Origin of the sequence: Aeromonas allosaccharophila (genome assembly GCF_016026615.1) — a bacterium.
Lineage (GTDB): Bacteria > Pseudomonadota > Gammaproteobacteria > Enterobacterales > Aeromonadaceae > Aeromonas > Aeromonas allosaccharophila.
In genome coordinates, this window is record NZ_CP065745.1 from 3,755,212 (window position 1) to 3,771,291 (window position 16,080).

Consider the following 16,080-nt stretch of genomic DNA (forward strand, 5'->3'; position numbering starts at 1 on the left):
CATGAGAAACACTGCAATGAAAGCACAATGGACCGACTTTATTACCCTGCTCAAGCGTGAAGTGGTACCGGCCCTGGGCTGCACCGAGCCGATGTCGGTGGCGCTGGCGGCGGCCAACTGCCGCAAGCTGCTGGGGCAGGATCCGACGCGCATCAGCGTCTGGGTCAGTGGCAATCTGTTCAAGAACGGCATGGGAGTCGGGGTGCCGGGTACCGGCATGATCGGCCTGCCGGTGGCGGCTGCGGTCGGCATCACCGGCGGCAATCCCGATGCCGGGCTGGAGGTGCTCAAGACTCTCACCCCGGCCCAAGTCGAGGCGGCCAAGGCGTTGCTGCACTGCATTGTGGTGGATGTGAAGGATGTGCCGGACGTGCTCTACGCCGAGGTGCTGGCCGAGGTGGAGGGCCATAGCGCCCGGGTGGTGATCTGCACCGACCACACCCGCATCATCCTGATGGAGAAGGATGGCGAGGTGCTGATGGAGCAGAACAATGCCCCCGGCGTGCAGATCCAGCCCGCCAAATCCGCCAAACCGACCATGACCCTGCGGGAGATCGTCGATTTTGCATTGCAAGTGCCGCTGGCGGAGATCGACTTTATCCGCGAGGCCGCCACCATGAATCAGGCGCTGGCAGATGAAGGGTTGCAGGGTTACGGCCTGCAGATCGGCAAGATCCTCACCGAACAGGTGGAGCGCAAGCTGCTCTCCGATGACCTGATGACGTTGGCAATGCGCCTCTCCTCCGCCGCCTCAGATGCACGGATGGATGGCGCCATGCTGCCCGCCATGTCCAACTCCGGTTCCGGCAATCAGGGCATTGCTGCCACCATGCCGGTGGTCGCCGCCGCCCGCTTCCTCAAGGCGAGCGACGAGCAGCTGACCCGGGCGCTGGTAATGAGCCATCTGGTGGCCATCTACATCAAGACTTACCAGAACAAGCTGTCGGCCCTCTGCGCCGCCAGCACCGCCGCCATGGGCTCCGGTGCCGCCATCACCTGGCTGCTGGGCGGCCAGTATCAGCAGATCAGCCACTGCATCAACAACATGATTGGCGATGTCTCCGGCATCATCTGCGATGGCGCGGGCAGCGCCTGCTCCATGAAGGTATCCACCTCCACCTCGGCGGCGGTGAAGTCTTCCCTGATGGCCATTAACAACCTGCATGTCCCCCAGAGCGAGGGGATCGTCTCCGATGACGTGGACGAGACTATTGCCAATCTGGGTCGCCTCTCCAAGGAGGGGATGCTGGATACCGACATCGAAATCATCAACATCATGCGAGCGAAACAGCAGAAGCAGTGAATGTGTGACAAGGGGGCGATAGACCCCCTTGTTCTTGTCACGACGGCGCAGACCGTCTGACACGGTTGCCAGGGCAAGCATGGCGCTTGCTCTTGTTTCTCGGGCGCAAGCCCGCTTTTTGGGGAGTCATACCATGACATTTAGCGTTATCGGCAATCTGGCCATCGCCGCCATCTTGCTGTTCTTTCTCTACCGGTTACAGGAAAAACATGTGAGCTTCACCCGCCGGGTATTTGCCGGTCTGGGGCTCGGTATTCTGTTCGGCGCCGCATTGCAACTGCTCTATGGCGCCGGTTCGCCGGTTATTGTCCAGACCATCGACTATCTGGATATCGTGGGCGGCGGCTATGTGAAGCTGCTGCAGATGATTATCATCCCGCTGATCATGGTCTCCATCATAGGTGCCATCCTCAAGCTCAATGGCGGCACTGCGCTGGGCAAGATCAGTGCCATGACCATCGGCGTGCTGATCTTCACCACCGCCATCGCCGCCGGGGCGGGCATCCTGATGTCCAACCTGTTTGGCCTGACCGCTGAAGGGCTCACCTCCGGTGCCGCCGAAAGCGCCCGTGGCGCCGCGCTGCAGACCACCCTTGGCAGCGTCGAGAGCATGTCGTTTGCCAAGATGATGCTGGAGTTTATTCCGGCCAACCCCTTCCTCGACATGACTGGCGCGCGCAAGACCTCCACCATCGCCGTGGTGATCTTCTCCATCTTCATCGGCCTTTCTGCCACCGGCATCGCCCGCAAGAAGCCGGAGATCTTCGCCAGCTTCAGCCACTTCGTGGCCGTGGCCCATGCCATCGTGATGCGCATGGTGACCCTGGTGCTGCGCCTGACCCCGTTCGGCGTACTGGCGCTGATGACCAAGGTGGTCTCCGGTTCCAACTACGCTGACATCATCAACCTGCTCAGTTTTGTGATGGCCTCTTACGGTGCTATCGCGCTGATGTTCGCGGTACACCTGCTGCTGGTGAGCATGGTCGGCATCAACCCCGCCCGCTTCCTCAAGAAGATCACCCCGGTGCTGGCGTTTGCCTTCACCTCGCGCACCAGTGCGGGCTCCATCCCGATGAACGTGCAGACCCAGACCAAGTCGCTGGGTATTCCGGAGGGGATCGCCAACTTCGCCGCCTCCTTCGGTTCCACCATCGGCCAGAACGGCTGCGCCGGTATCTATCCGGCCATGCTGGCGGTGATGATTGCCCCGACCGTCGGGGTCAACCCGATGGATCCCGGCTTCATCATGACCCTGATCGCCATCATCACCGTCAGCTCCTTCGGGGTAGCCGGGATTGGCGGCGGCGCCACCTTTGCCGCGCTGATCGTGCTCTCCGCACTGGACTTCCCGGTGGCGCTGGCCGGTCTGCTCATCTCCATCGAGCCGCTGATCGACATGGGCCGTACCGCCCTGAACGTCTCCGGATCCATCACTGCAGGGACTGTCACCAGCCGCCTGATGGGCGAGACCGACATGCATGTGTTCAACAGCGATCACGAAGTGAGTCTGGACGGCGAAGAGTCCACCGTCTGATTTGCGTCGGTTGATCTGGGCGTGGAAAGGGGTGACCCTTTCCCGTCATAGACCGCAGGGAGGGCATGCCCTCCCTGCGCCATTGAGAGGAAAAAACAATGAGAATTCTGATCATCGGTGGCGAAGCCGCTGGTATGAGCGCGGCGGCCAAGGCACGCCGTCTGGCCAAAGAGGCCGAGATCGTCGTTTATGAGGCCTCCGAGGTGATCTCCTTCGGTGCCTGCGGCCTGCCTTACTTCGTCGGTGACGAGTTTCAGGAGCCCGGCTACATGGCCGAGTTCACCCCCGAGCAGTTCGCCGCCAAGGGGATCGAGGTCAAGATTGGTCATCGGGTGCTGAGCGTTGACGCAACTGCCCAGACCCTGCAGGTGGAACATAACGGCGACACCTTCACCGATCGTTACGATCGGCTGATGATCGCCACCGGTGCCCGCGAAGTGATGCCCCCCATCCCCGGTTTGCAGCAGCAAGGGGTATTCGGTCTGCGCCGGATGGCCGATGGACTGGCGCTCAAAGCGGCGGTGCAAGACAAGAACAATCGTCGCGCCGTGGTGATCGGCTCCGGCTTTATCGGGTTGGAGGTGGTCGAGGCGCTGGTGCATCAGGGCAAAGAGGTGCGTCTCATTGAGCTGGCGGATCGGGTCATCCCCGATGCATTTGATGGCGAGATCACCCAGCACATCGAAACTGAACTGCGCGAGCAGGGCGTCTCTCTCCATCTGGGTGAGCGAGTTGAAGCGCTGCTGGGGGATGGCCGGGTGACCGGCGTGCGAACCAGCCAGGGCGAGTACGAGGCCGATATCGTGGTGGTCTGCACCGGGGTCAAGCCCAACACCGAGTTTCTGGCCGACACCGGCATCGAGCGACTCGGCAACGGCGCCATCAATGTGGACCGTCAGGGACGCAGCTCGCTGGCCAACGTCTGGTCAGCCGGTGACTGTGCCAGCGTCTGGCACAGCGTGAAGCAGCAGCAGGTCTATGTGCCGCTCGCCACCATAGCCAACAAGCTGGGTCGCATGGTGGGTGAGAACCTGGCGGGGGCCGAGCAGACGTTCCCGGGCACTCTCGGCTCTGCGGCACTCAAGGTGCTGGGGCTGGAGGCGGGCCGTACCGGTCTCTCCGAGCAGGAAGCCAAGGCGATGGGTATCGACTATCGCACCGTGGTGATCAAGGACAAGTGCCACACTAACTATTGCCCGGGCCAGTCAGACATTCACGTCAAACTGGTCTATGAGGCGGGCAGCAAGCGGCTGCTGGGTGGCCAGATCCTCGGTCGCAAGGGGGCGGTACACCGCATCGACGCGCTGGCGGTGGCCATCACCATGGGAGTGACCACCGAGCAGCTCGGCATGCTGGACTTTGCCTACGCGCCGCCCTTCTCCCGCACCTGGGATGCCCTGAACGTGGCGGGCAACGTCGCGAAGTAAGAGCTGTGATGACGGCGCAGGGAGGGCGCTGTCACGCTGATACAGCTCTGCAGAGCCTCTGCGGGTAATATCAGTGGCTAAATTGCAGCGATAAAAAAACCGATGCCAAGGCATCGGTTTTTTGTTACCGGTTGACCCGTATCACTCAGCCACGGCCGAGGCGGTTCTCCGGGAAGTTCTTGGCCAGCACTTCGCGGGCATGCTTGGCCAGCTGCGGCATCTTCAGCGTGTCGTAAGACTCGACCATGATCTCCAGCGCTTTCTCGGTTTCGGCTGTGTCGGGGTAGGTTTCGACAAGCAGCTTGGCCCGGTTGGCGGCCGCGACCAGTGCATCACGCTTCACGTAATACTCGGCCACGCTCAGGTCATATCTGGCCAGACGATTCTTCAGGCCAATCATGCGGGCGCGGGCATCGGCGGCATAGACGCTGTTGGGGTAGTTCTGCAGCAGGGTCTTGAAGTCCTGGAATGCCTGACGGGCATAAGCCGGGTCTTTGTCGTCCCGATCGATGCCGAACAGGCTCTGGAAGAAGTTGTAATCCGCTGCCATGTTGGTCAGGCCGCGCATATAGAAGACGTAATCGATATTTTTATGCGCCGGATTTAGGCGGATAAAACGGTCGATATTGGCGATCGCCTGAGCGGTATCATCCTGCTTGTAATAGGCATAGATGAGGTCAAGCTGCACCTGGTTGGAGTAGGCGCCGAACGGGTAGCGAGAGTCCAAAGCCTCAAGCAATTCAGTGGCTTGCACGTAATTGCCAACGTCCAGTTTGAGGCGTGCTTTCTGGTACAGGGTCTCCGGCGGTTCGTCGGGTACCTTGGGTTTGGTGCTGGAACAGCCTGTGATCAAGGTAGCGACCAAGGCGAGCGACATCAGCAGGTGAGACTTCTTTCCCATCAACAACATCCGGTCCATTTCCACGAAATTGGCAAAGTATCCGTTATGCTTGGCTAAAAGAAAAGCTAGAATACCCGGATTATTTCGAATTGATACCCCCCGCTCAAGAGACCATACATGAGCCAGCATATTGAACTGACAGGCGAATTCCAGGATCACCAATTCGGGCAGCGACTCGACCAGGCCCTGGCCGAATTGTTTCCAGACTACTCCCGCACCCGCATCAAGGAGTGGATTTTACAGGACAGAGTGACCCTGGACGGTCAGGTTGCCAACACCCCGCGCGAGAAAATTCTGGCCGGGCAACAGGTGCATGTGAATGTCGAGCTGGAAGCCGATACCCGCTGGGATGCCCAGGAGATAGAGCTCAACATCGTTTATGAAGATGAACACATTCTGGTGATCGACAAACCGGCCGGACTGGTGGTTCACCCGGGCGCAGGCACGCCCGATGGCACCATCCTCAACGCCCTGCTGCACCGCTACCCCGGCATTGCCGAGGTGCCCCGCGCCGGTATCGTGCACCGTCTGGATAAAGACACCACAGGTCTGATGGTGGTTGCCAAGACAGTACCCGCCCAGACCCATCTGGTGGAAGCGCTGCAGGCGCGCCAGATCACCCGTGAGTACGAAGCGATTGCCATCGGTCACATGACCGCAGGTGGCACAGTTGATGCGCCCATCGGCCGTCACCCGACCCAGCGTACCCATATGGCTGTGGTGCCCAATGGCCGTCCTTCCGTGACTCACTACCGGGTGCACGAGAAGTTCCGTGGCCACACCCGTCTGCGTCTGCGTCTGGAAACCGGTCGTACTCACCAGATCCGTGTCCACATGGCGCACATCAAGCACCCGCTGGTGGGCGATCCCGCTTATGGTGGTCGTCTGCGCCTGCTGCGCAACGCGACACCGGAGCTGACCCAGATGCTGCGTAGCTTCAATCGTCAGGCGCTGCATGCGACCATGCTGCAACTGGCGCACCCCATCACGGGTGAAGTGATGCAGTGGCACTCAGAGACACCACAGGACATGGTGGATCTGATGGAAGTGCTGCGTGCGGATACTATCGCCAATCCGGACGATTTGGTCTGGAACTGATGCAATAGGGCCTGCGTCGGTTTCTGCCGCCATCCGGCCCGAAGAGATGCCAAACGGGGTTCCCTTGCAGGAGCCCCGTTTTTATAGCGGTGAATTGAAGGAGTCACAGATGAAATGGATCGAACCCGATTGGCCTGCACCTGCCAACGTCAGAGCCTTGTCGACCACCCGGGATGGCGGTGTCAGTGACGGGGTCTTTGCTGGCCTCAATCTGGGTGCTCACGTGGGGGATGAACCGGCGCTGGTTGAGGCCAATCGCGCCCGGCTGCAGCAGGCGGCCGCCATCCCGGGGCCCCTTAACTGGCTCAATCAGGTGCACGGCACCGTGGTTCATCCGGTCAGCAGCCATTATCAGCAGGCGCCGGATGCCGATGCGGCCTGCGCCCATGAGGCACAGCTGGCCTGCATCGTGATGACCGCCGACTGTCTGCCGGTGCTGTTCTGCGATCGGGCAGGCACAGTGGTGGCCGCCGCCCATGCTGGCTGGCGTGGGTTGAAAGAGGGGGTGCTGGAGGCGAGCATCGCCGCCATGGGTTGCGAGCCGGGCGAGATCCTGGCCTGGCTCGGCCCGGCCATCGGCCCCACCGCGTTTGAAGTGGGTGGCGAGGTGCGCGAGGCTTTTATGGCGGAGCAGGCCGAAGCGGCTGCTGCCTTCGTGCCTTCGTCCAACGAGGGGAAATGGCTGGCGGATATCTACCGGTTGGCGCGGCTGCGGCTGGCTCGCGCCGGGGTGAATGCTGTCTATGGCGGCGAGCACTGCACCTTCAGCGATAGCGAACAGTTTTATTCCTATCGCCGCGATGGTCAGACCGGTCGCATGGCCTCCCTCATCTGGTTGGCCCGCTAAGCAATTACCCGCCAAGTAATACCCCGTCTCTCTCAAGAGCAAATCCGTATGAGAGAGGCGGGGATCCTGCCTTCTCCCCGCTTTGCAGAAAAAATAACCAGTCCATGCCCTTGAAATAGCCCGTACGGGCCTCATCTTTCATCTCAGAAAGTTATGTTGTTTGCCGCGCAAGCGGCGTCCGTCTTGAAAGGGGGAGTGCAATGCGCCTCGATCGCCTGACCAGCAAATTCCAGATTGCTATTTCTGATGCCCAGTCTTTGGCACTGGGTCGTGACCACCAATTTATCGAACCCGTTCATCTGATGACCGCGCTGGTCAATCAGGATGGCGGCTCCATCCGTCCGCTGCTCACCCTGACCGGGCTGGATATCAACTCTTTGCGCTCCCGCCTCGGCGAGGAGCTCGATCGCCTGCCCAAGGTGAGCGGGGTGGAGGGGGATGTACAGCTCTCCAACGGCCTCGGTCGCCTGCTCAACGTCTGCGACAAACTGGCCCAGCAGCGCAAGGATCAGTTCATCTCATCCGAGCTGTTCGTACTGGCGGCCCTCGACGAGAAGGGCAACCTGGGCGAGCTGCTGCGTGCCCAGGGGCTGACCAAAGAGAAACTGGAAGCGGCCATCGACAAGGTGCGTGGCGGCAAGAAGGTGGAGGATGCCAACGCCGAGGAGAACCGTCAGGCGCTGGAGAAATACACCATCGACCTGACCGAGCGGGCCGAGATCGGCAAGCTCGACCCGGTGATCGGCCGTGATGACGAGATCCGCCGCACCATTCAGGTGCTGCAACGCCGCACCAAAAACAACCCGGTGCTGATCGGTGCGCCCGGTGTCGGTAAAACCGCCATCGTCGAGGGGCTGGCCCAGCGCATCATCAACGGTGAAGTGCCGGAAGGGCTGAAGAACAAGCGGGTGCTCTCCCTCGATATGGGGGCGCTGGTAGCCGGTGCCAAGTATCGCGGCGAGTTTGAAGAACGGCTGAAAGCCGTATTGAACGATCTCGCCAAGGAGGAGGGCAACGTCATCCTCTTTATCGACGAGCTGCACACCATGGTTGGCGCTGGCAAAGGCGAAGGGGCCATGGATGCGGGCAACATGCTCAAGCCTGCGCTGGCCCGTGGCGACCTGCACTGCGTCGGCGCCACCACGCTGGATGAGTACCGTCAGTACATCGAGAAGGATGCGGCCCTCGAGCGCCGTTTCCAGAAGGTGCTGGTGGAAGAGCCGAGCGTGGAGGACACCATCGCCATCCTGCGCGGCCTGAAAGAGCGTTACGAGCTGCACCACCATGTGCAGATCACCGACCCTGCCATCGTGGCGGCGGCCCAGCTGTCGCACCGCTATATCGCGGATCGCCAGTTGCCGGACAAGGCTATCGACCTCATTGACGAGGCGGCGGCCAGCATCCGGTTGCAGATCGACTCCAAGCCGGAGGCGCTCGATCGTCTCGAGCGGCGCATCATCCAGCTCAAGCTGGAGCAGCAGGCGCTGATGAAGGAGGACGACGATGCCAGCCGCAAGCGTCTGGAGCTGATCAATCAGGAGATTGGCGAAAAAGATCGGGAATACAACGAGCTGGACGAAGTGTGGAAGGCCGAGAAGGCTGCCCTCGCCGGCACCCAGCACATCAAGGCGGCCCTCGAGCAGGCCCGTCAGGATCTCGATGTGGCGCGCCGCGCCGGGGATCTGGGCCGGATGTCCGAGCTGCAATATGGCCGTATCCCCGAGCTGGAAAAACAGCTGGATCTCGCCACTCAGGCTGAGATGCAAGAGACCAGCCTGCTGCGCAACCGGGTCACCGACGTGGAGATTGCCGACGTGCTGGCCCGCTGGACCGGTATTCCGGTGGCCCGCATGCTGGAAGGGGAGCGCGACAAGCTGCTGCGGATGGAAGAGCAGCTGCACAGCCGGGTGATTGGCCAGGAGGAGGCGGTCGAAGCGGTCTCCAACGCCATTCGCCGCTCCCGTGCCGGTCTCTCCGATCCGAACCGACCCATCGGCTCCTTCCTGTTCCTGGGGCCCACCGGGGTGGGCAAAACCGAGCTATGCAAGGCGCTGGCGGAGTTCCTGTTTGATACCCAGGATGCCATGGTGCGTATCGATATGTCCGAGTTCATGGAGAAACACAGCGTGGCCCGTCTGGTGGGGGCGCCTCCCGGATATGTGGGTTACGAGGAGGGCGGTTATCTGACCGAGGCGGTACGCCGTCGCCCCTACTCGGTGATCCTGCTGGACGAAGTGGAGAAGGCGCACCCGGATGTGTTCAACATCCTGTTGCAGGTGCTCGATGATGGCCGCCTGACCGATGGTCAGGGTCGTACCGTCGATTTCCGCAACTCGGTGGTGATCATGACCTCCAACCTCGGGTCGGATCTGATTCAGGAGCACCACTCCGAGAAGGATTACGACGAGATGAAGGCCATGCTGATGGAGGTGCTGACCCGCAGCTTCCGGCCGGAGTTTATCAACCGGATCGACGAGACGGTGGTGTTCCACCCGCTCGGCGAGGATCACATCAAGTCCATCGCCCGCATCCAGCTCAAGAGCCTGATGGGCCGACTGGAGGCTCAGGGTTACGAGGTGGAGGTGAGCGAAGCGCTGCTCGAGAAGCTGGTGCATGCCGGGTTCGACCCCGTCTACGGGGCGCGGCCTCTCAAACGGGCGATCCAGCACAAGGTGGAAAACCCGCTGGCGCAGGCCCTGCTCTCCGGTCGCATCGTGCCGGGCAAAAAACTGCTGCTGGGGGCCGACAGCAACGGCCTCACTATGACCCAGTAACCGGGTTGCCGACGAAAAACGCAGGCTTGGTGCCTGCGTTTTGTTTTCTGAGGGATTGAGATGCTGAAGTTTTCCGTGCTGGTGGATGATGATGTTCATCTACCCGGCTGCCTGCCCGAAAAGGGGCTGTCGTTATTGCTGGAGTGTGACGGTCTCAGGGTGCTGTTTGACAGCGGTCGTGGCCGGGCGCTGCGCCACAACGCCGAGGTGATGGGGATCGATCTCTCCTCGCTCACTCACGTGGTGCTCTCCCACGGTCATTACGACCATGTGGGCGGTATTGGTTCGCTACCCCTCTACTCACCAGCTATTCCTCTTATCGCCTGCCCGGATGTGTTTTGCGAGCGGGGCTATTTTCTGCCGCTTCCTTTCTGGCGGCGCAACCTCTATCGCCTCTCGGGTGCGCTGGGGCGAGAGTCGCTAGCTGCCAAAGGCTTGCTCCCCCACTGTTCGGCCGAGCCGGTGTGGCTCTCGGATCGTCTGGTGTTCCTCGGCAGCATTGTGCGGCGCGACCGGGCTGCGCCTTCCCTGCTTGGCTACATAGTGCGGGGTGGGCGGGTGGAGAAAGACCTTATCAGCGACGACTCGGCGCTGGCCTACAAGAGCGAGCAGGGGCTGATTGTCTTCATCGGCTGTGGTCACTCCGGGGTCGAGAACATCATCGAGTGGGCCAAAGAGGTGTGTGGTGACGAGCGGATCCACGTCGTCATCGGCGGCCTGCATCTTAAGTTTTCCGGCCCACAGCGGGCGGAGGTGCTCGGCACCTATCTGCAGGAAGAGGCGGTGGCGCAGTTGTTTGCCTGCCACTGCACCGGCAGCAGAAAGGCGGGGTTGCCGCGCCAGCGTCAGATTGGCGCCGGTTTCGAGCACCGGTTTTCGGCGTAAAAAAAACGGCAATCCGAAGATTGCCGGGAGGAATGTCGTGACGCGACCTTGCGTGGGTTGAGCGGGTCGCAGGGGCAAGCCCCGGTTTCGCCGCGGGCCATCAGGGATGGCCACACGGCTTACAGCATGTCCGGACTGCGCTCGTTCAGTCCGCACCGCCACACACCTTCAGGGCGGACCCGCGAGCCACAGCTTGCGGGCCAGACCGATGAAATCAATTCGTTTACAGCATGCCCTGTACGGCAGCCTTCATTTCAGAGGGCCACACACCAACCTGAACCTGCCCGATATGCTCTTTTTGTAGCAGCAGCATGGCCAGACGGGATTGGCCGATGCCGCCGCCGATGGTCTGCGGCATCCGTGCGGCCAGCAGATCCTGATGCCAGTCATACTGCAGGCGATCTTCATCGCCGGTGATGGCCAGCTGGCGGCGCAGCGCCTCGGCGTCGACCCGGATCCCCATGGAGGAGATCTCGAAGCTGTCTTGCAGCACCGGGTTCCACACCAGAATGTCACCGTTCAGACCCGCCAGACCCAGCTCGCTGTGGCTGCTCCAGTCGTCATAGTCCGGGGCACGCACATCGTGGCGTTCGCCGTGGGAGAGGGCACCACCGATACCGATCAGGAACACGGCTCCCAGCTCTTTGGCGATGGCCCGCTCGCGCTCCTTGGCATCGAGGTCCGGGTAGCGGGTCAGCAGCTCTTCGCTGTGCAGGAACTGGATCTCGGCTGGCAGGAAGGGGATCAGCTCATGCTCGGCGCAGACCGCGCGCTCGGTGGCCTTGATGGCGGCCCAGATGCCGCGCACGGTTTCCTGCAGATAGGCCAGATCGCGGCGCTCGCTCGGCATCACCTTCTCCCAGTCCCACTGATCCACATAGACCGAGTGGATGGGGGTGAGCTTGTCTTCATCCGGACGCAGTGCCTTCATGTGGGTGTAGATCCCTTCACCCGGGCCAAAGCCGAAGCGGCCCAGAGTCTGGCGCTTCCATTTGGCCAGTGAATGGACCACTTCGTAGTTGTGCTCCGGCAGGGTCTTCACTTTGACCTGCACTGCATTCTCATGGCCAGAGAGGTTGTCCTGAGTGCCATCACCGACCCGGCTAAGAATGGGGGCTTGTACCTCCATCAGACCCAGCTGCTGGGCGAGTTGGCGGGAGAACATCTCTTTGACGAAGCTGATCTGCTGTTGGCTGCGAATGTAGTGCTGTTTCATGCTGAATTCCTGTTTCAAACCCCGTTGGATGTGGTGATTCTTCAACAGAATGACAACTAAATTCAATATTCGACAATATAAATAGGCTTTGTGTGTTTTTTTCTTCAAAATACACTGTGGTTTAATGAGATATCGTTAACGGGAGTGCAAAAAAATGCCGGAAAATTACCGGATCGATAATCTCGATCAGGCCATCCTCACCGCCCTGATGGAGAATGCGCGGATCCCTTATGCCGAGTTGGCCAAACAACTGGCTGTCAGCCCGGGCACCATTCATGTGCGGGTGGAGAAGATGAAGCAGGCGGGGATCATCGAGGGGACGCGGGTACAGGTGAATGCGAAGAAGCTGGGCTATGACGTCTGCTGCTTTATCGGGATCAATCTGAAGAGTGCCAAGGATTACCCCTCGGCGCTGGCCAAGCTGCAGGCGCTGGACGAGGTGGTGGAGGCCTACTACACCACCGGCCACTACAGCATCTTCATGAAGGTGATGACCCGCTCCATCGACGAGCTGCAGATCGTGTTGATCAACAAGATCCAGACCATCGACGAGATCCAGTCCACTGAAACGCTGATTTCGCTGCAAAACCCGATCCTGCGGGATGTGAAGCCCTGACCCGTTGATTAGGGTTCGATATAGGGGATGCCGTACTTGTCGTAGAGGGCCTTGAGGCTGCCGTTGCGCTTCATGCGCAGCAGCTCGGCATCGTAGGCGGCCATCTGGGCGGGCGTATTCTCGTCGGCCCTGGCGCGGGTCCAGGTGTTGAAGTAGGGGCTGCTCTTGAGCGGCTTGGGCAGGTAATCGACCTTGCCCGTCAGCCCCTCCTCCTTGATCTGGGTGAAGGCTGTGACCAGCGGCATCGGCACGGTATCGATCCGCCCGGCCAGCAGTTTGCGCAGTTGCAGCTGGTTCATGGTGATCTCCTGAAACTGATAGGCCGGGTCGGCCATCGCTGCCGCCAGTTCAGGGGTATAGGAGAAATCCTTGGTCACCCCGATGCGCCAGGGTTTGAGATCGGCCAGCGTCTCGTAGCGGATCTTCAGCAGGTCGGTCTTGCGCACGAAGAAGTGCCAGCTGTGGCGAATATGGGCCTGCTGCGGGTAGATGAGATAACTCTCCCGCTCCGCCTTGTAGGAGTGAGTCATCACCAGGTCGCAGGCGCCAGTTTCGGCATTGCGGGTGAGGCGGGCCCCCGAATCGGCCAGCTCGATCCGGAATGGCGTCTCTAGCTTGTCGAAGATGGCGGTGACGATATCGATATCGAGTCCGCGGGGTTTCTGCTCGGCATCGAGAAACTTGAGCGGGGGCTCCATGGTGCCGCAGATCACCAGCTCCTTGGCCGGCAATCCGAGTGGAAACAGCAACAAAAGCAGGGGGATCACACGCAAACTACGTCTCCTGAGCCCGTTTGAAGATATTCCAGAACCTGATTCCAGTATATTGGGTAACACCTGATCCGTTAGAAGCGACTGTTTATGGCAAACCCTGAAATCGAGAGCCCGCTGGACGGGATCGACAAGTTGACCGTCTCGCTCTACCGCCTTGGCCTGAGTGCGGCAGCCCTGCTGCTGCTTTGCCGCGGTGCGGCGCTGCTGAGCGGGATGGCACTGCTCCCGTCGGCACAATGGTTGATGTCGCTGGCAGTGGCAAGCGCAATCTGCGGCTTCTCGCTGCATATCTACGACAAGCGGATTCGCCTGATTCTGCAGGGATTTGGTTGGGGCGCGCTGGCCCTAGCGGCGGTGGGGGCGCCGGATGCGCTGGTGCTGGGCGCGGCGTTGGCGACGCTCTCCGGGCTGGCGTTCAAGGAGCAGTTTTGCTTCGCCATTCCCGGCATCAAGCTGGTGCCCGTGCTGCTGCCGGCGTTATGGCTGCTGGAGTGGTTGCGGGTGGAGTGGGCAGCCGCACTGGTGGCGCTGGTCTGCGGGGCCCTGTTGACCTTGCTGGCGCTGGCCAAGTGGCGAATGCCCCTGCACTTCGATATCGGTGACAAGGGGCGTTATCAAATCTAGGTCTGCTGGCACACCTTCATCTGCTGGTTGAGGGCCTGCATCACCTGACGGCGGCTGATGATGCCGATCACCTTGCCCTGTTGCAGCACCGGGTAGATCTTGGGCTTGGCCTCGGCCATCTGGCGAGCCAGCTCCAGAATGCTGTCATCCGGCCCGACCGAGAGGGGTGTGTTGTTCATCAGATCCTCCACCCGGGTACGGGTGTCGCAGTGGTAGCTGCCGGTGAGCAGGCTGGGGATGCAGTCTTGTTCGGAGAGAAAGCCGATCAGCCGTTTCTGCTCATCCAGCACTGGCAGGCCGCCAAGGCCGGATTGATGCAGGCGATCCAGCGCCTCGGCCAGGCCGAGTCCGGCGGTGAGGGAGTGGGTCAGGCGACCCATGTGGTGGTGCACTTTCAGCATGGTGGTGACTCCGCAAGAGGGGGATGCCGCCACTATGCCGCGGCCGGGTGGCCCGCGACCAATGGCTTGTGCCGCAGGGATTGATAGGCACCGACCATCGGCGGTGATCCGCTGGCAGGCGGGCTTCGTTCATGCAAGACCATGAAAGGGAAAGGAGATCGTATGCGTGCATTGGTAACGGGCTGCGGCCGTAGACTCGGGTTTTATCTCTGTGAACAGCTGGTGGCAGCGGGCTGGCAGGTGACGGGCAGCTATCGTAGCGAACGGCCGGAGCTGGCTATTATTGCGGCGCAGGGGGTCGAGCTGGTGCAGGCGGATTTTGGCCGGGAAGAGGACGTTGGCAAGCTGATCGATGTGCTGGCAACCCATCAGGATCTGGCGCTGGTGATCCACAACGCTTCGGCCTTCGAGCCGCAGGCGGCCGATCCGGCGGCGCAACTGGCCCAGTTCGAGCAGTTCTATCGGGTGCACATGGCGGCCCCCTTCCAGCTCAATCGGGCGCTGGCCCCTCAGCTGGCCAGCAATCCCAACGCCAGCATCATTCACATCACCGATATCTATATCCACGCTCCGGCCCCTCGTTTTGCCAGCTATGTAGCGACCAAGGCGGGCGCCCATTCACTGGCCATGAGCTTTGCCCGCGAGCTGGCGCCCGCCGTGCGGGTCAACACCATAGAGCCGGGGCCGATCCTGTTTCTCGACGCGCATGACGAGGCGTGGCGCCAGCTGGTGTTGGCGAAAACACCGCTGGCGCGGGAGGGGGGGCTTGAGCCCATCTGGCAGGCGGTGCAGCTACTGATGGGGAACAGTTATATGACGGGGGCCAGCATCAAGGTGGATGGTGGGCGCGCGCTGGCCACCCTCTGAGGGGCTGCCGAGCACCAGCGGCCCCAGCCCGACCTGCCGGGTCAGCAAGCCCTTGCCGGGCTTGAGCTTGCCAGACGGGCCGGGAAGCGCCACTTGCAACGCCACCTTGGGGTCATGTACCTCGCCATGGCCGTACAGTTCGGCCAGCAGCTCCGCCAGATAGGAATCGACCTCTGCCGTGGCAAAGTCGCCGTGCGTGTTGCTGGCCAGAATATCGATGTCGAGCGGGCGATCGTGCACCTTGCAGAGCGGGTCGCTGCGATCCCGGCCGTGAGCCACTTCGAGGGCGACAAAGCGCTGCTTGAGACGGACGGCATCGAGCGGACTCTCCACCACCAGCAGGCAGTTGAGAAAGTCGTGGCTGGAGTGCATTCCCACCGGCTTGGTGCGGATCACCGAACTCAGCTGCAGGGGGCCGACGTGCGCAAGCAGCTCGGCCAGCGCACGGCTGACATGGATATGCGGATCAAGATTGGAACCAATGCTACACAGATAGAACATGCTCACCTTCCCGGGGTTGGGCTCATCTGAAATGTATACGCAGCTCACGGTTATCGGATTAACTATGGCTTAACATTGTTTTATCTATTGTGATCCGGCACTGATTGGCAGAAAGGAGGTTTGCATGAGTGTGGAGCTGAAATGGGCGCTGTTGACCGCCTCGGGCGCGCTGGCGATGATCCTGATTATCTGTCTGGCCTCTGTCGCGCTGGCGTGAATCACCACAATCCAGATAATCCAAACCGGCCCGTTGGCCGGTTTTGTTTTTTGGGACGGTGCGGCTATGCTGGCGCACCGGTGAGAATGCATGAGA

16 protein-coding genes are annotated in these 16,080 nt (G+C 61.1%); 11 read left to right on the forward strand and 5 right to left on the reverse strand.

Annotation, left to right across the window (positions count from 1 at the left end; all coding sequences use genetic code 11):
• Nucleotide 1 precedes the first annotated feature (1 nt).
• From I6G90_RS17180 to I6G90_RS17190, 3 genes are all read left to right on the forward strand, one after another.
• Entirely contained in the window at nucleotides 2-1,303 is a 1,302-nt protein-coding gene (locus tag I6G90_RS17180; protein ID WP_197928471.1) for an L-cysteine desulfidase family protein, read from the forward strand.
• Between the two features lie 133 nt (nucleotides 1,304-1,436).
• On the forward strand, nucleotides 1,437-2,837 hold the full coding sequence (locus I6G90_RS17185; protein WP_042063787.1) for an L-cystine transporter: 1,401 nt from the start codon (nucleotides 1,437-1,439) through the stop codon (nucleotides 2,835-2,837).
• A 98-nt stretch (nucleotides 2,838-2,935) separates the two neighbouring features.
• Nucleotides 2,936-4,264, forward strand: a complete 1,329-nt coding sequence (locus tag I6G90_RS17190; RefSeq protein WP_197928472.1) for a CoA-disulfide reductase — start codon at nucleotides 2,936-2,938, stop codon at nucleotides 4,262-4,264.
• 145 nt (nucleotides 4,265-4,409) lie between these two features.
• Here the strand turns inward: I6G90_RS17190 and I6G90_RS17195 are convergent, their stop codons facing one another.
• The gene (locus tag I6G90_RS17195) at nucleotides 4,410-5,165 is read right to left on the reverse strand and encodes an outer membrane protein assembly factor BamD (protein ID WP_042082907.1); all 756 of its coding nucleotides are present in this window, start codon (nucleotides 5,163-5,165) and stop codon (nucleotides 4,410-4,412) included.
• Between the two features lie 117 nt (nucleotides 5,166-5,282).
• On the opposite strand from I6G90_RS17195, the gene rluD reads away from it, so the two are divergent.
• The 4 genes from rluD to I6G90_RS17215 all read left to right on the forward strand — a co-directional run bounded on the left by rluD (nucleotide 5,283) and on the right by I6G90_RS17215 (nucleotide 10,769).
• Complete coding sequence (gene rluD / locus I6G90_RS17200; RefSeq protein ID WP_042657303.1) at nucleotides 5,283-6,263, forward strand: 23S rRNA pseudouridine(1911/1915/1917) synthase RluD; 981 nt, start codon at nucleotides 5,283-5,285, stop codon at nucleotides 6,261-6,263.
• A gap of 109 nt (nucleotides 6,264-6,372) precedes the next feature.
• Nucleotides 6,373-7,110, forward strand: coding sequence for a peptidoglycan editing factor PgeF (gene pgeF, locus I6G90_RS17205; protein ID WP_197928473.1), 738 nt, complete (start codon nucleotides 6,373-6,375; stop codon nucleotides 7,108-7,110).
• Between the two features lie 200 nt (nucleotides 7,111-7,310).
• Nucleotides 7,311-9,884, forward strand: a complete 2,574-nt coding sequence (gene clpB / locus I6G90_RS17210; RefSeq protein ID WP_042657301.1) for an ATP-dependent chaperone ClpB — start codon at nucleotides 7,311-7,313, stop codon at nucleotides 9,882-9,884.
• Nucleotides 9,885-9,944: 60 nt separating this feature from the next.
• On the forward strand, nucleotides 9,945-10,769 hold the full coding sequence (locus tag I6G90_RS17215; RefSeq protein WP_197928474.1) for an MBL fold metallo-hydrolase: 825 nt from the start codon (nucleotides 9,945-9,947) through the stop codon (nucleotides 10,767-10,769).
• Between the two features lie 223 nt (nucleotides 10,770-10,992).
• On the opposite strand, the gene asnA is transcribed toward I6G90_RS17215, so the two are convergent.
• Nucleotides 10,993-11,985 (reverse strand): aspartate--ammonia ligase, encoded by a 993-nt coding sequence (asnA, locus tag I6G90_RS17220; protein ID WP_197928475.1) that lies wholly within the window; start codon nucleotides 11,983-11,985, stop codon nucleotides 10,993-10,995.
• Between the two features lie 154 nt (nucleotides 11,986-12,139).
• Between asnA and asnC the strand changes: the two genes are divergently transcribed.
• Nucleotides 12,140-12,601 (forward strand): transcriptional regulator AsnC, encoded by a 462-nt coding sequence (asnC, locus tag I6G90_RS17225; RefSeq protein ID WP_033135290.1) that lies wholly within the window; start codon nucleotides 12,140-12,142, stop codon nucleotides 12,599-12,601.
• 8 nt (nucleotides 12,602-12,609) lie between these two features.
• Here the strand turns inward: asnC and I6G90_RS17230 are convergent, their stop codons facing one another.
• The gene (locus tag I6G90_RS17230; protein ID WP_197928476.1) at nucleotides 12,610-13,374 is read right to left on the reverse strand and encodes a substrate-binding periplasmic protein; all 765 of its coding nucleotides are present in this window, start codon (nucleotides 13,372-13,374) and stop codon (nucleotides 12,610-12,612) included.
• Between the two features lie 87 nt (nucleotides 13,375-13,461).
• On the opposite strand from I6G90_RS17230, the gene I6G90_RS17235 reads away from it, so the two are divergent.
• Nucleotides 13,462-13,998 carry a DUF2301 domain-containing membrane protein gene (locus I6G90_RS17235; RefSeq protein ID WP_005357578.1) on the forward strand — a complete coding sequence of 179 codons (537 nt, stop codon included), beginning with the start codon at nucleotides 13,462-13,464 and terminating at the stop codon, nucleotides 13,996-13,998.
• On the opposite strand, the gene I6G90_RS17240 is transcribed toward I6G90_RS17235, so the two are convergent.
• Nucleotides 13,995-14,399, reverse strand: a complete 405-nt coding sequence (locus I6G90_RS17240) for a CBS domain-containing protein (RefSeq protein ID WP_111807320.1) — start codon at nucleotides 14,397-14,399, stop codon at nucleotides 13,995-13,997. The genes I6G90_RS17235 and I6G90_RS17240 overlap by 4 nt on opposite strands.
• Nucleotides 14,400-14,561: 162 nt before the next feature.
• Here I6G90_RS17240 and I6G90_RS17245 point away from each other — a divergent pair, with 162 nt between their 5' ends.
• Nucleotides 14,562-15,266 (forward strand): SDR family oxidoreductase, encoded by a 705-nt coding sequence (locus I6G90_RS17245; RefSeq protein WP_197928477.1) that lies wholly within the window; start codon nucleotides 14,562-14,564, stop codon nucleotides 15,264-15,266.
• On the opposite strand, the gene I6G90_RS17250 is transcribed toward I6G90_RS17245, so the two are convergent.
• Nucleotides 15,192-15,767, reverse strand: a complete 576-nt coding sequence (locus I6G90_RS17250) for a 2-amino-4-hydroxy-6-hydroxymethyldihydropteridine diphosphokinase (protein WP_197928478.1) — start codon at nucleotides 15,765-15,767, stop codon at nucleotides 15,192-15,194. The genes I6G90_RS17245 and I6G90_RS17250 overlap by 75 nt on opposite strands.
• Nucleotides 15,768-15,891: 124 nt before the next feature.
• Here I6G90_RS17250 and cydH point away from each other — a divergent pair, with 124 nt between their 5' ends.
• Nucleotides 15,892-15,984, forward strand: coding sequence for a cytochrome bd-I oxidase subunit CydH (gene cydH, locus I6G90_RS17255; protein WP_111807323.1), 93 nt, complete (start codon nucleotides 15,892-15,894; stop codon nucleotides 15,982-15,984).
• The last annotated feature ends 96 nt before the right edge of the window (nucleotides 15,985-16,080 follow it).

Excerpts from the sequence above, each read along its gene's own strand:
- I6G90_RS17235 (WP_005357578.1), top strand. The coding sequence starts at position 13,462 with ATGGCAAACCCTGAAATCGAGAGCCCGCTGGACGGGATCGACAAGTTG.
- clpB (WP_042657301.1), top strand. The coding sequence starts at position 7,311 with ATGCGCCTCGATCGCCTGACCAGCAAATTCCAGATTGCTATTTCTGAT.
- I6G90_RS17215 (WP_197928474.1), top strand. The coding sequence starts at position 9,945 with ATGCTGAAGTTTTCCGTGCTGGTGGATGATGATGTTCATCTACCCGGC.
- asnA (WP_197928475.1), bottom strand. The coding sequence starts at position 11,985 with ATGAAACAGCACTACATTCGCAGCCAACAGCAGATCAGCTTCGTCAAA.
- I6G90_RS17180 (WP_197928471.1), top strand. The coding sequence starts at position 2 with ATGAGAAACACTGCAATGAAAGCACAATGGACCGACTTTATTACCCTG.
- asnC (WP_033135290.1), top strand. The coding sequence starts at position 12,140 with ATGCCGGAAAATTACCGGATCGATAATCTCGATCAGGCCATCCTCACC.
- I6G90_RS17240 (WP_111807320.1), bottom strand. The coding sequence starts at position 14,399 with ATGCTGAAAGTGCACCACCACATGGGTCGCCTGACCCACTCCCTCACC.
- I6G90_RS17195 (WP_042082907.1), bottom strand. The coding sequence starts at position 5,165 with ATGGGAAAGAAGTCTCACCTGCTGATGTCGCTCGCCTTGGTCGCTACC.
- I6G90_RS17250 (WP_197928478.1), bottom strand. The coding sequence starts at position 15,767 with ATGTTCTATCTGTGTAGCATTGGTTCCAATCTTGATCCGCATATCCAT.
- I6G90_RS17190 (WP_197928472.1), top strand. The coding sequence starts at position 2,936 with ATGAGAATTCTGATCATCGGTGGCGAAGCCGCTGGTATGAGCGCGGCG.
- I6G90_RS17245 (WP_197928477.1), top strand. The coding sequence starts at position 14,562 with ATGCGTGCATTGGTAACGGGCTGCGGCCGTAGACTCGGGTTTTATCTC.
- cydH (WP_111807323.1), top strand. The coding sequence starts at position 15,892 with ATGAGTGTGGAGCTGAAATGGGCGCTGTTGACCGCCTCGGGCGCGCTG.
- pgeF (WP_197928473.1), top strand. The coding sequence starts at position 6,373 with ATGAAATGGATCGAACCCGATTGGCCTGCACCTGCCAACGTCAGAGCC.
- I6G90_RS17185 (WP_042063787.1), top strand. The coding sequence starts at position 1,437 with ATGACATTTAGCGTTATCGGCAATCTGGCCATCGCCGCCATCTTGCTG.
- rluD (WP_042657303.1), top strand. The coding sequence starts at position 5,283 with ATGAGCCAGCATATTGAACTGACAGGCGAATTCCAGGATCACCAATTC.